The 12,262-nt window shown below is 74.5% G+C and carries 12 protein-coding genes and 1 riboswitch; of the genes, 9 read left to right on the forward strand and 3 right to left on the reverse strand.

Annotation, left to right across the window (positions count from 1 at the left end):
• Window positions 1-257 precede the first annotated feature (257 nt).
• The 7 genes from ACGFK0_RS15315 to ACGFK0_RS15345 all read left to right on the forward strand — a co-directional run bounded on the left by ACGFK0_RS15315 (window position 258) and on the right by ACGFK0_RS15345 (window position 6,991).
• Window positions 258-1,445 carry a CaiB/BaiF CoA transferase family protein gene (locus tag ACGFK0_RS15315; RefSeq protein ID WP_392904978.1) on the forward strand — a complete coding sequence of 396 codons (1,188 nt, stop codon included), beginning with the start codon at window positions 258-260 and terminating at the stop codon, window positions 1,443-1,445.
• A complete protein-coding gene (locus ACGFK0_RS15320; protein ID WP_392904980.1) occupies window positions 1,442-2,302 on the forward strand; it encodes an HpcH/HpaI aldolase/citrate lyase family protein in 861 nt (286 codons plus the stop codon). The genes ACGFK0_RS15315 and ACGFK0_RS15320 overlap by 4 nt, the downstream gene beginning before the upstream one ends.
• Window positions 2,299-3,117 (forward strand): cyclase family protein, encoded by an 819-nt coding sequence (locus ACGFK0_RS15325; protein ID WP_392904982.1) that lies wholly within the window; start codon window positions 2,299-2,301, stop codon window positions 3,115-3,117. Before ACGFK0_RS15320 ends, ACGFK0_RS15325 begins: the two co-directional genes overlap by 4 nt.
• A complete protein-coding gene (locus ACGFK0_RS15330; protein WP_392904984.1) occupies window positions 3,114-4,523 on the forward strand; it encodes an MmgE/PrpD family protein in 1,410 nt (469 codons plus the stop codon). The genes ACGFK0_RS15325 and ACGFK0_RS15330 overlap by 4 nt, the downstream gene beginning before the upstream one ends.
• 100 nt (window positions 4,524-4,623) lie before the next feature.
• The gene (locus tag ACGFK0_RS15335) at window positions 4,624-5,355 is read left to right on the forward strand and encodes an aspartate/glutamate racemase family protein (RefSeq protein WP_392904986.1); all 732 of its coding nucleotides are present in this window, start codon (window positions 4,624-4,626) and stop codon (window positions 5,353-5,355) included.
• A gap of 26 nt (window positions 5,356-5,381) precedes the next feature.
• The gene (locus ACGFK0_RS15340; protein ID WP_392904988.1) at window positions 5,382-6,230 is read left to right on the forward strand and encodes a cytochrome P450; all 849 of its coding nucleotides are present in this window, start codon (window positions 5,382-5,384) and stop codon (window positions 6,228-6,230) included.
• On the forward strand, window positions 6,227-6,991 hold the full coding sequence (locus ACGFK0_RS15345) for an isocitrate lyase/phosphoenolpyruvate mutase family protein (protein ID WP_392904990.1): 765 nt from the start codon (window positions 6,227-6,229) through the stop codon (window positions 6,989-6,991). Before ACGFK0_RS15340 ends, ACGFK0_RS15345 begins: the two co-directional genes overlap by 4 nt.
• 25 nt (window positions 6,992-7,016) lie before the next feature.
• On the opposite strand, the gene ACGFK0_RS15350 is transcribed toward ACGFK0_RS15345, so the two are convergent.
• Window positions 7,017-7,634, reverse strand: coding sequence for a GNAT family N-acetyltransferase (locus tag ACGFK0_RS15350; RefSeq protein ID WP_392904993.1), 618 nt, complete (start codon window positions 7,632-7,634; stop codon window positions 7,017-7,019).
• Entirely contained in the window at window positions 7,627-8,313 is a 687-nt protein-coding gene (locus ACGFK0_RS15355) for a carboxymuconolactone decarboxylase family protein (RefSeq protein WP_392904995.1), read from the reverse strand. The genes ACGFK0_RS15350 and ACGFK0_RS15355 overlap by 8 nt, the downstream gene beginning before the upstream one ends.
• Before the next feature lie 164 nt (window positions 8,314-8,477).
• Between ACGFK0_RS15355 and ACGFK0_RS15360 the strand changes: the two genes are divergently transcribed.
• Both ACGFK0_RS15360 and ACGFK0_RS15365 read left to right on the forward strand, forming a co-directional pair.
• Complete coding sequence (locus tag ACGFK0_RS15360; protein ID WP_392904996.1) at window positions 8,478-9,605, forward strand: GNAT family N-acetyltransferase; 1,128 nt, start codon at window positions 8,478-8,480, stop codon at window positions 9,603-9,605.
• Window positions 9,589-10,443, forward strand: a complete 855-nt coding sequence (locus ACGFK0_RS15365) for a class I SAM-dependent methyltransferase (RefSeq protein ID WP_392904998.1) — start codon at window positions 9,589-9,591, stop codon at window positions 10,441-10,443. Before ACGFK0_RS15360 ends, ACGFK0_RS15365 begins: the two co-directional genes overlap by 17 nt.
• Here the strand turns inward: ACGFK0_RS15365 and glyA are convergent.
• Window positions 10,440-11,711, reverse strand: a complete 1,272-nt coding sequence (glyA, locus tag ACGFK0_RS15370; RefSeq protein WP_392905001.1) for a serine hydroxymethyltransferase — start codon at window positions 11,709-11,711, stop codon at window positions 10,440-10,442. The genes ACGFK0_RS15365 and glyA overlap by 4 nt on opposite strands.
• Before the next feature lie 53 nt (window positions 11,712-11,764).
• Window positions 11,765-11,851: riboswitch (ZMP/ZTP riboswitch) on the reverse strand.
• Window positions 11,852-12,262 lie beyond the last annotated feature (411 nt).

The following is a 12,262-nucleotide window of genomic DNA, read 5'->3' on the forward strand; positions in this document are numbered from 1 at the left end:
GTGGTCAGGCACGGTACCGGGTGGTCGGGCGCCCACCTGCCACAGCTCCCCGATGCATGTTCCGCTGGCAGGAACAACGGATCACCGTTGCGTCAGGGTGGCATTCCGACCGGTGACCGGTCAATATCGAGGCCGGACTTGACGCAACATGGCCACAGGCACCGATCCGATAGCGCTGGGGCGCTTCCGCAGATCGGATTCCATGACCCATACTGTTTCTCTAAGCGGAACGACGATGCGGAAGGCGGTACCGCCCCATGACCGACGCCCTGTCCGGAGTCCGCGTCCTCGACGCGGCCACCCTGTTCGCCGGGCCGCTCGCCGCGACGCTGCTCGCCGACTTCGGGGCCGAGGTCATCAAGATCGAGCATCCGAAGGGCGACCCGGTGCGCGGCCACGGCGCGCAGCGCGACGGCGCCGGGCTCTGGTGGAAGATGCTCGGACGCGGCAAGAAGGCCGTCACCCTGTACCTCGGCTCCCCCGAGGGGCAGGAGCTGTTCCGCCGGCTCGCCGCCGACGCCGACGTGGTGATCGAGAACTTCCGTCCGGGCACGCTGGAGCGCTGGGGGCTCGGACCGGACGAGCTGCAGAAGGCCAACCCGGGGCTGGTCGTGGCGCGCGTCACCGGGTTCGGGCAGACCGGCCCCTACGCCGGGCGTCCCGGCTTCGGGACGCTCGCCGAGGCGATGAGCGGGTTCGCCGCGATCACCGGCGAGCCCGACGGCCCGCCGACCCTGCCGCCGTTCGGGCTCGCCGACGGGATCGCCGCGCTGACCACCGCGTTCGCGATCATGACGGCGCTGCGGGCACGGGAGGCCACCGGCGAGGGCCAGGTGATCGACCTCGCCATCATCGAGCCGATCCTCACCGTGCTCGGACCGCAGATCATCACCTACGACCAGCTCGGCGAGCTGCAGGCCCGCACCGGCAACCGGTCGCACAACAACGCGCCCCGCAACACCTACCGGACCCGCGACGGCGGCTGGGTCGCGGTCTCCACCAGCGCCCAGTCGATCGCCGAGCGGGTGATGCGGCTGGTCGGGCGGCCCGAGCTGATCGACGAGCCGTGGTTCGCGACCGGCGCCGACCGCGCCCGGCACGCCGACGTGCTGGACGAGGCCGTCGGCTCCTGGATCGCCGCACGCGACCGCGACGACGTCGTCGCGGCGTTCGAGGACGCGCAGGCCGCCGTCGCTCCGATCTACGACGCCGCCGACGTCATGGCCGACCCGCAGTTCGAGGCGCTCGGCACCATCGCGACCGTCCCGGACGGCGAACTCGGCCCGGTGAAGATGCAGAACGTCCTGTTCCGGCTGTCGCGGACGCCGGGGCGGATCGAGTCGGCCGGGCCGCCGCTCGGCGCGCACACCGCCGAGATCCTCGCCCGGTACGGGGTAGGCGAGGAAAAGCTGGACGAACTGCGCGCCAAAGGGGTGATCGGGTGACGCCGCGAGACCCGCTCCCCCGGACCTGGCTCTACGTCCCCGGAGACCGTCCGGACCGCATCGGCAAGGCCCTCGCATCGGACGCGGACACGGTGGTCCTCGACCTGGAGGACGCCGTCGCCCCGGCCCGCAAGCCGGCCGCCCGGCGGGCCGTCCTGGACGCCCTGGCCGCGGGGCACGCCGCGCACGTCCGGATCAACGCGCCCGCCACCCCCGACGGCGCCGCCGACCTCGCCGGCCTCGCCGCCGCGCCGGGCGCCCTCGCCGGTGTCCGCGTCCCCAAGAGCGAGGACCCCGGCGAGCTGTGCCGCGTCGCCGGAACGCTCGGCGTCCCGGTGTTCCCGGTGCTGGAGTCGGCGCTCGGCGTGGAGAACGCCCTGGCCCTCGCCACCGCGCACCCGCTCGTCGCCGGGATCTCCCTCGGCGAGGCCGACCTGGCCGCCGACCTGCGCGTCGGCGGCGGAGAGGCGCTGGCGTGGCCGCGGTCCCGGGTGGTCGTCGCCGCCCGCGCCGCCGGGCTGCCGTCGCCGCCGCAGAGCGTGTGGACGGCCGTCCGCGACCTGGACGGGCTGCGCGCCGACACCCTCGCGGGGCGGCGGGCCGGGTTCTTCGGCCGGTCGGTGATCCATCCCGCGCAGATCCCCGTCGTCCACGAGGCGTGCGCCCCGGACCCGGGGGACGTCGCGTGGGCCCGCGACCTGATGAGCCAGGTGACCGAACGCGGCGGCGCGGCGGGGAACGGCGCCGCATGGATCGACTCCGCCGGCCGGTTCGTGGACAAGGCGGTCGTCGAGCGCGCCACCTGGCTGCTCGCCGCCGCCGACGCCGTCCGGCCCGTCAAGGAAGGCCACGCATGAACGCCCACGACCCGCTGCTCGCGGCCGTCGCCGGCGGGGTCCGGCTGATCGAGCTGGGGCAGCCGTTCTTCACCGGCATGCCCTGCTCCCCCAACCACCCCGGGTTCCGGATGACGCTGATCCGGCGGCACGGCGACATGGAGCGCCCCGACGGCGGCTCCGCCGCCAACGAGATCATCGTGACCGGCGGGCACGTCGGCACGCACATCGACGCGCTCTCCCACGTCAGCCACGACGGCGAACTCCACGGCGGGGTCTCCGCCGCCGACGCGCAGCGCGGAGGGGCCTTCACCGCGCACGGCGCCGAGAACCTGCCCGGCCTGCTGTGCCGCGGCGTCCTGCTGGACGTGGCGGCGGTCCACGGCGTGGGGACGCTGCCGCCCGGCCACGGCGTTACCGCCGGAGACCTCGACCTCGCGGCGAAGCGCGCGGGCACCGAACCCGGCCGGGGCGATGTCGCGCTGATCCGCACCGGCTGGTCCCGCAACTTCGGCGACACCGCCGCCTACCTCGGCAAGGAGACCGGCGTCCCCGGCGCCACCCCGGACGCGGCGCGCTGGCTCGCCGACCGGGGAATCGCCGCGACCGGCGCCGACACGACCGCCTACGAGCAGATCCCGGCGGGCGCGGGACACGCCGTGCTGCCCGTCCACCGGATCCTGCTGGTCGAGTCGGGCATCTACATCCTGGAGCACCTCGACCTGGAGGCGCTCGCCGGCGCGGGCCTGCACGAGTTCGTGTTCGTGCTGGCCCCGCTGCGGATCAAGGGCGGCACCGGCTCCCCCGTCCGTCCCCTCGCGGCGGTGTCGGCGTGACCGGCGACGACGCGACCCCCGTCCGGCGTCTCGCCGCGCTGGCGTCCGGCACCGTGCGGCGCGGGCTGCCCGCCGACCTGCGCGCCGACGCCGCCCGCCGGGTCCTGGACGTCCTGGGCAACAGCCTGGCCGCCACGGCGGAGCCGCCGGCGCGCGCCGTGGGAGACCTCGTCACCGAATGGGGCGGCGCGGGCCGCGCCACCGCGATCGGCACCGGCGTCCGGCTCCCCGAGCCGAGCGCCGCCCTGCTGAACGGCACCCTCGCGCACTCCCTCGACTTCGACGACACGCACCTGCCGTCCGTCCTGCACCCGTCGGCCTCGGTGGTGCCCGCCGCCCTCGCGGTGGCCGAGGCCCGCGGCGCCGGCGGCGCCCCGCTCCTGGACGCGGTCGGGGTCGGCATCGAGATCACCGTCCGGCTCGGCATGGCGGGCTACGACCGCGCCCTCGGCAACTCGGTGTTCTTCGAACGCGGGCAGCACGCCACCGCCATCTGCGGTGCGGTCGGCGCCGCCGCGTCCGCCGCCATGCTGTCCGGCCTGGACGCCGCCGGCATCGCGGACGCGATGGGCATCGCCGCCAGCATGGGCTCGGGCATCCTGGAGGCGAACCGCACCGGCGGCACCGTCAAGCGGATCCACTGCGGCTGGGCCGCGCACGCCGCCGTCACCGCCGCCGGCCTCGCCCGGACCGGCATCACCGGCCCGCCCACCGTCCTCGAAGGCCGCTTCGGCCTCCTCCAGGCGTTCTGCGGCGACCGGGTCGACCTGGACGCCCTCACCGCCGGGCTGGGCGAGCACTGGGAACTGCCCGGCGTCTTCTTCAAGCCGTACCCGTGCAACCACTTCACCCACGCCGGGATCGACGCCGCCCTACGGTTGCGCGCCCGCGGGCTGGACCCCGCCGACATCGAGTCGATCGAACTGGGCGCGCCGACGCCCGTCCTGCGCACGATCGGCGAACCCCGCGAGGACAAGATCCGTCCCAGGTCGGGGTACCACGCGGCGTTCTCCGGACCCTACACGGTCGCCGCGGCGCTCCTCGGGGGCGGCGGCCTCGGCGTGTTCCACGAGGACTTCACCGACGCGGCCGCCGCCGACGCCGGCCGGCTGGCCCTGGCGGCGAAGGTGCGCTGCGTCCCGGACGCCCGCTGCGACGAGATCTTCCCGCACCAGTTCCCGGCCGTCCTGCGCGTCCTCACCCGCGGCGGCACGCTGCTGGAGGAACGGGTGGACGCCAACCGGGGCGGGCCGGGCAACCCGCTGTCGTCCGGCGAACTGGCGGCGAAGTTCTGCCTGAACGCCGTCCGCCGCGTTCCCGAAACCCAGGCCGACCGGATCGCCGACCTCACCCGCGACCTGGCCGCGATGAAGGACCTGGCCCCCCTGACGTCCCTGCTCGCCTAGACGTGCTCCAGCGGGGTGTCCGGCGGGGATGACCGCGGGGCGTGGCAGGCTGGTCGAGCGCTCAGAACGGGCTGCGCGCACTATCGAACAGGAGCGGAACGTGGAGCATCTCGGCATCCTGGCCCACAGCGCGGAAGGCGCGGCACTGTGCTTCCGGACCTTCTGCCAGGAGGGTTTCCGGGAGCTGGGCCCCGACGACCATCCCGACGTGACGCTCGACCTCATCGCGCTGGCGCGGAGCATGCCCGCCTGGGACGCCGGAGACCACGACTCGATCCGGGCGACGCTGGCCGAGAGCGTCCGGCGGCTCGCGGCGGCGGGCGCCGGCTTCTTCGTCTGCCCGGACAACACCGCGCACCTGGCCCTCGAACGGCCCGGCGACGACCTGGCGGTGCCCGGCCTGCACATCGCGCAGGTCGTCGCCGACCAGGCGGCCCGCGACGGCAGGACGCGCGTCGGCGTCCTCGGCACCCGCTACACCATGGACGGCCACGTCTACCCCCGCGAACTGGAGGCGCGCGGCATCGCCGCCGAGGTTCCGGACGCCGGCGACCGGGAGACCGTCAACGGCATCATCTTCGAGGAACTGGTCAACGGGGTCTTCACCGACGACTCGCGCCGGCGGTACGTCCGGATCATCGAGCGGCTCGCCGAACGCGGCTGCGACGCCGTCGCGCTCGTGTGCACCGAGATCCCGCTGCTGGTGACGCCCGCCGACTCGCCGCTGCCGACGCTCGACTCGACACGGCTGCTCGCCCGCGCCGCCTTCGACGTGGCGGTGGGCCGCCGCCCCCTCCCCGCATGGCGCGGCGGACACTTCGACCGGCGGTGAAACGAACCGTCCCTAGATTCGGGGACGTGGAGAACACAGACCTGGTCGTCACCGGCCACGCCGACGTCATCGTCGTGTTGAGCGACGCCCGCTTCACCGTCCCGCCCGCCGTGGGCGACGCCCGGCCGCACTCGCTGGCGTGGCTCCGCCAGACGGTGTGCCGGTTCAGCGAGGGCGCCGACCATGAACGGCGCCGCTCCATCGTCGTGGACGAACTGGACGCCATCGACCCTGATCGCCTGCGGCTCCGCGCCCGCGACCGCGTCCTGGCCGGCGACGACCCCGAGCTGGTACCGGTCCTCGTGCTCGGCGAGGCGCTCGGCGTCACCGACCTCGGCACCCTGGGGCACGCCGTTCCCCTCGCGGCGTCCGGGTACCTCACCGGCGAGGGGCGCGACGGTGCGGACGCGGCCGTCGCGACACTCGTCCGGCTCCTCGGCCCCGGGCCGGACGAGCGGATCGCGGGCCGCATTGCCGTCCTCGTGCAGGCGTGCGAGGCGACCGCCGCGCTCGTCCGCGCGGCACTGCCGTACGCCCGGCGCCCGGAGTCGCGCGGCCGGCCCGCCAGCCGGGTCGTCGCCGAGACGCTGCGGTTCGACCCGCCCGTCCCGGTCATGCGCCGCGTCGCCGCCGAAGGCGCACGGCTGAACGGCCGCGCGATCCCCCGGGGCACCGCCGTGACGCTGGATGTGCGGGCCGCCAACCGCGACCCCGGCGTGTTCGAGAGGCCCGGCCGTTTCGATGCCGACCGGCGGGAACCTCCCCATCTGACGTTCGGCGCGGGCCGGCGGCCGTGCCCCGGCCGCGGCCACGCGCTCCGACTGGCCGCCGGCGTGGTCGAGGCGGTCCCGCACGCGACGGAGGGCGGCCGGTGAGCTTCCGCGAACTGCACCACGGTGACCGTCCGCTGGTCCTGCCGAACGCGTGGGACTTCGCGAGCGGCGCGGCCCTGGTCGAGGCCGGGTTCCCCGCGATCGGGACGACCAGCCTCGGCGTCGCCGCGGCGGCCGGGAAGACCGACGCGGCGGGCGACACCCGGGAGGAGACCCTCGCGCTCGCCCGCGTCCTGTCCCGCCTGCCCGTGCCGGTGACGGTCGACATCGAGGGCGGCTTCTCCACCCGGGCCGCGGACGTCGCCGGGCTCGTCACCGAGCTGGCCTCGTCCGGGATCGCCGGGATCAACCTGGAGGACGGGCGGTCCGACGGCACCCTCACGCCGCTCGACCACCAGGCCACCGTCATCGCCGCGGTGAAACGGGCCGCGCCGCACGTGTTCCTGAACGCCCGCACCGACACGTTCTGGCTGGGCGACCCGGACCGCGACGAGACCCTGCGGCGGGCCCGCGCCTTCGCGGAGGCGGGCGCGGACGGGATCTTCGTCCCGGGAATCGTCGACGACGCCGACATCAAGGCCGTTCTCGACGTCACCGACATCCCGCTGAACGTCCTGTTCATGCCGGGCAAGACCGAGTACTCGCGGATGGCCCGCCTCGGCGTGCACCGCCTGAGCACCGGCTCGCTGCTGTTCCGGAAGGCGCTCCAGGCGACCGTCACCGCGGCCCTCGGCGTCACGGGCGAGGACGGCGGGCCGCCCGCACCCTCGTACGGGGACGTCCAGCGACTCGTCCAGCCCTGATGCCGGCGGCGCAGGGCGGGCGCCCTCAGGGGACGGCGTCGACGATGCGGCGGGATCCGATCCAGCGGGAGCGCTCCGCCGCATAGTAGGCCGCGCCGTCGGGGCCGCCCGGACCGTCCGGCCGGCGGCGCATCCCGAGCTGCAGGGCGATGTCCGCCGACGCCGGGTTCGCCGTGTCGATCTCGGCGGTGACCCGGTGCACGCCGACCACCCCGAACGCGTAGTCGAGCACCGCGCGGGACGCCTCGGCCGCCAGGCCCTGGCCCCACCGGTCCGGCTCCAGGCTGTAGAGGATCTCCACGTCCAGGCCATGCCCGAGCGGCCCGTCGTGGTGGCTGAGCCCCGCCACACCGATCAGCGGCTCACCCGCCGCGGCCCCGTCGATCCCGGCAGTGTCGATCCCGGCCGTGTCGATCCCGGTGGGCCAGCGGGCCGGGCGCATCACCCACAGGCCGTAGCCCTCGGTGGCGAAGTCCCGTTCGCTGGCGTCGATGATCTCCGCCACCTGGACGGCGGAGATCATCCGGTCGTCGAACAGGTGGCGGCGGACGATCGGGCCCGTCCAGTGCGTCAGCAACGCGCCGTGGTCGCTCATCGCCACCGGGTGCAGGACGAGCCGGACCGTGCGCAGGACCTCAGACATCCCCGTCCTCCGCGGCGGCGTCCCCCTCGGCGGGCCACCCGGGCGGGGTCTCCCCGTCGGGGACGCCCACCCGGAACACGCGCAGCTGAAGCGCCAGCGCCTTGTAGTACCCGACGAGGGTGACCAGCTCCACGACGGCGGTGCGCCCCAGCGTGGCCACCGCCTCGGTGAACACGGCGTCGCCTAGGTCGTTCTCGGCGGCGAGCTGCCGCGTCGCCTCGTAGACGACGCGTTCGCGGACGTCGGCGAGCATGGGGGCGCGGCCCTCGCGCAGCGCGTCCATCTCGTCGTCGCCGAGCCCGGCCCGGCGCCCGATCCGCTCGTGCGCGTACCACTCGTAGTCGGACCGGACGTGCGCGGCCACGACCAGCGTCGCGATCTCCCGCTCGCGCTTGGTGAACGCGGTGCGGAAGCGCAGGGCGACCCCGAGGTCCTGCAGCGGCAGGCCCACGGACGGGCTGTAGAGCATCGCGTTGAACGGGCCGTGGAGGCGGCCCGAGTCGTCGGCCATGCCGAACGGCGGCGTGCGGCCGGTGGCGCGCGGGCCGCCGGTCAGCGCCTCGTAGACGGTTCGCTGCTCGTCGCTGAGCGAGCCGGGGAGCAGCAGGGGGAGCCGGGTCGTGGACGGACCGCGCGGAGGTCGGTCGTTGACAGGCTCACCGGTCACGGGGTCGATCACTCACCGCACGGTAGGCGGTCCGCCCTGGCCGCTCAAGTCCCCGTCCGGTATGTGAAACCCCTGGCACACCGTGACGTAGCGGTCGCGTAACACCGGTCGGCGAACCTGGTCGCCGACCGCACCGGAGACGAACGGGCACCCGGCCCCGTGAAGGGAACGTTCCAATGCCGCTGTTGCGCATCCGCACCGCGATCGAGGACAGGCCCGGACGCCTCGCCCTGCTCACCGCCGCACTCGGCCGGCGAGGCGCGAACATCCTCGGCCTGTCCGTCCAGATGGACACCGAAGGCGTTGTGGACGAGTTCATCGTGGACGTCCCGCACGGCGGCGCCGACGCGCGCGACCTCGCCGAGACGCTGGGCGCGGCCGGCGGGATCCGCACCGCCGTGCTGCCCGCCCGCCCCCACGAACTGGTCGACGAACCGACCCGCGTCCTCGTCCTGGCGTCCCGGCTGCGCACCGAGCCGCACGCCGTGCCCGCGGTCCTCGGTGAACTGCTCCGCGCCAACGAATCGTCATGGACCACCCCCGGACGGGACGAAACCAGCCAGAGGAAGACCAGGCGGGGAGAAACCGGCCGGGGCGAAACAAGGCGGGACGAAACAGACGCGTGCGTCCTCACCGTCCCGGTGGGACGGGGGCGCGCCGTCCGGCTCCGCAGGTTCGGCCTGCCGTTCACCGCGACCGAGGCGGCCCGGGCGGACGCGCTGGTCCGCGCCGCGCTGCCCGCCGGACCGCGGCGTCCCGCGTCCCACCGCGTCGTGCTGCGCGACGGCACGCGCGTCGTCGTCCGGCCGATCCGGCGGCGCGACGCGGACGCCGTCCGCGCCCTGCACGAGCGCTCCTCCCTCGACAGCCGCCGGATGCGGTACTTCAGCCCGAAGCCGTTCCCGCCGCAGCGTGCGATCGAGCGGTTCTGCGACCCCGCGTACGGCCTCACGCTGGTCGCCGAGGGGCCGGACGGGTCGCTGCTCGCCCTCGCGCACCTCATCCACGTCCTCGACCCGGGCGCCGCCGAAGTCGCGTTCCTGGTCGAGGACGGCTGGCAGGGCCGGGGCCTCGGCCGCGCCCTCGCGGGCCTGCTCATCGCCCTGGGCCGGGACCGCGGCGTGGTGGAACTGCGGGCGACGGCGCTGAGCGAGAACGCGCGGATGAGGCGCCTGCTGACCTCGCTCGGCGGCCGGACCCGGCGCACCGCCGACCCCGCCGTCGTGGAGATCCGGCTGCGGCTGGACGGCCGCCCGGCCGGCCCCGGCACGCTGGCAGGATGGCCGGGTGACCGGCATCTATGACGATCCCTGGGCGTACGAGCTGGCGTGCTCGTTCCGCGACGTGTCCGCCGAGGTGGACGTGCTGCTCGCCTGGTACGCCGAACACCGGGGGCCCGGCCGGGACACGGCGCCCGCGACGGTGCTGGAGCTGGCCGCCGGGCCCGCCGAGCACGCCCGCGAGTTCGCCCGCCGCGGCCCGGCCGCGACCGCCCTCGACCTGAACCCGCGGATGTGCGCCTACGCCGCCGGCGAGGCCACCCGCGCGGACGTGAAGGTGGAGGTCGTCCAGGACGACATGACCCGGTTCGATCTGGGCCGCCGGTTCGACCTCATCGCGACCATGCTCGACTCCACGTCCCACCTGATGACCCTGGACGCGTTCGTCGCGCACCTGCGCCGCGTCGCCGCGCACCTGTCCCCCGGCGGCCTGTACATCGTGGAGATGTCACATCCCCGGGACCGGCTGGGCGACGAACCGACCGTCAGCACCGGCTGGACGGTCGAACGCGGCGGCGTCCACGCCAGCGTGCGCTGGGGCGAGCCGGGCGACCGGCTCGACCCGGTGACGCAGATCGCCGACGACCACGTCACGATGACGATCACCGGCGACGACGAAGCAATCGCGGACGGACGCCCCCGATCCCCCGGCAACGGCGGCGTCACTGCGGGGGGTGTGCGCGTCCTGCGCGACGTCGTCCCCTACCGCTTCTGGACCGCCACCGAACTCGACGCCGCGATCCGCCTGGCCGGCGGCCTGGAGGTGGTGGCGCAGTACGGCGACTTCGGGACCGGAGCGGACACCGTGGCCCTCACCGGCCCCGAAGCCTGGCGCATGATCACGATCCTGCGCGGCGCCTAGGGCGCGGACGTCCAGCCGGGCATCGGGTAGGACGCGAGAAGCTCGCGGACCTGGCCGGCGACCCGCAGGGCGACCGTCTCGTCGTCCTTGGCGGCGGCCTGCACGACCTCGTCGATCCAGGCCGCGACCTGCGGCATCTGCGCCTCCCGCAGCCCGCGGGTGGTGATCGCGGCGGTGCCGATCCGCAGCCCGGACGGGTCGAACGGCTTGCGCGGGTCGAACGGGACCGCGTTGTAGTTCAGCTCGATCCCGGCGCGGTCGAGGGCCTGCGCGGCGGGCTTGCCCGCGACGCCCTTGCTCGTCAGGTCGATCAGGATCAGGTGGTTGTCGGTGCCGCCGGAGATCAGGTCGTAGCCGCGTTCCAGCAGCGCCGCGGCGAGGGCCTTGGCGTTCGCGACGATCTGCCGCGCGTAGCCGGGGAAGTCCCGCTGCGCGGCCTCCCGCAGCGCGACGGCGATCGCGGCGGTGGTGTGGTTGTGCGGGCCGCCCTGCAGGCCGGGGAACACGGCCTTGTCGATCGCCTTCGCGTGCTCGGCCGTCGACATGATCATCGCGCCGCGCGGCCCGCGCAGCGTCTTGTGCGTGGTCGTGGTGATCACGTCGGCGTGGCCGACCGGGGACGGGTGCGCGCCGCCGGCGATCAGGCCCGCGATGTGCGCGATGTCGGCGGCCAGCACCGCGCCGGCCTCACGGGCGATCTCGGCGAACGCCGGGAAGTCGATCGTCCGCGGGATCGCGGTGCCGCCGCACCAGATGAGCTTCGGCCGCTCCTTGAGCGCCAGGTCGCGGACCTGGTCCATGTCGACGCGCCCGGTGTCGGCGCGCACGTCGTACCGGACCGGGGCGAACCATTTGCCGGTGGCCGATACCGACCAGCCGTGCGTGAGGTGGCCGCCCATCGGCAGCGACAGGCCCATCACGGGGTCGCCGGGCTCCAGGAACGCCATGTAGACGGCGAGGTTCGCGGGCGACCCCGAGTACGGCTGGACGTTGGCGTGCTCGACGCCGAACAGCTCCTTCGCCCGGCCGATGGCCAGCAGCTCGATCGGGTCGACGTTCTGCTGCCCCTCGTAGTACCGCTTGCCCGCGTAGCCCTCGGAGTACTTGTTGGTCAGGACGCTGCCGGTGGCCTCCAGGACGGCCGGCGACACGTAGTTCTCCGAGGCGATCAGCCGGATCTTCTCGTACTGGCGGCGGGCCTCGGCCTCCACCAGCCCGGCGATCTCGGGGTCCTGGGCCTGCAGACGGGTTACGGCCGGTTCGTGCATCGTGAGCCTCCGCGCTGTTCGCGCCGGGACTTCGGGCGCCCCGGCGAAGGGGACCCGTACACCCAGGCGCGCGGTGTGCGGACTACTTTCGCTCCCCGGTGGTCGTCTCCACCTTGACTGCGCCAGTCGCGTGGGCGCCATCATACCGAGCGGCGGCCCGCCCGCGCGGTGGCCGCGCCGGAACGAGACGACGAACAACCCGCCCAGCAGGAGCAGCGACCCGGCCGCGACCGGCGCCGACATCCGCTCTCCGAGGACGACGATGGCCAGGCCCGTCGACACGGGCGCCAGCCCGACCACTGCAACGAACACCACCGTGCCAGCGGCACCAGCCACTACCTCAACCCGCAACGACCCAGACCATCGCGATCGTGTCCGAAGGCAGGTTTCGAGCGTGCGAGAAACCTGATCGCGCAGCGAGCCGCAAGGCGAGCCGAAGCGATGCAGCGATCGCACCGCAGTTCCCGCCGAAGGGAGGGCCCCCAGGGCCCGACCGCCAAGGGAAATGCAAAACAAGCAGGCGATTTCGCCGATGCGGTCGGGGCCGGGAT

The sequence above is a fragment of the Spirillospora sp. NPDC048823 genome, from assembly GCF_043198445.1.
GTDB lineage: Bacteria > Actinomycetota > Actinomycetes > Streptosporangiales > Streptosporangiaceae > Spirillospora.

Bases quoted from the DNA above. Each gene is read 5' to 3' on its own strand.
- glyA (WP_392905001.1), bottom strand. From the start codon at position 11,711: ATGCACGAACCGGCCGTAACCCGTCTGCAGGCCCAGGACCCCGAGATC.
- ACGFK0_RS15315 (WP_392904978.1), top strand. From the start codon at position 258: ATGACCGACGCCCTGTCCGGAGTCCGCGTCCTCGACGCGGCCACCCTG.
- ACGFK0_RS15350 (WP_392904993.1), bottom strand. From the start codon at position 7,634: ATGTCTGAGGTCCTGCGCACGGTCCGGCTCGTCCTGCACCCGGTGGCG.
- ACGFK0_RS15360 (WP_392904996.1), top strand. From the start codon at position 8,478: ATGCCGCTGTTGCGCATCCGCACCGCGATCGAGGACAGGCCCGGACGC.
- ACGFK0_RS15325 (WP_392904982.1), top strand. From the start codon at position 2,299: ATGAACGCCCACGACCCGCTGCTCGCGGCCGTCGCCGGCGGGGTCCGG.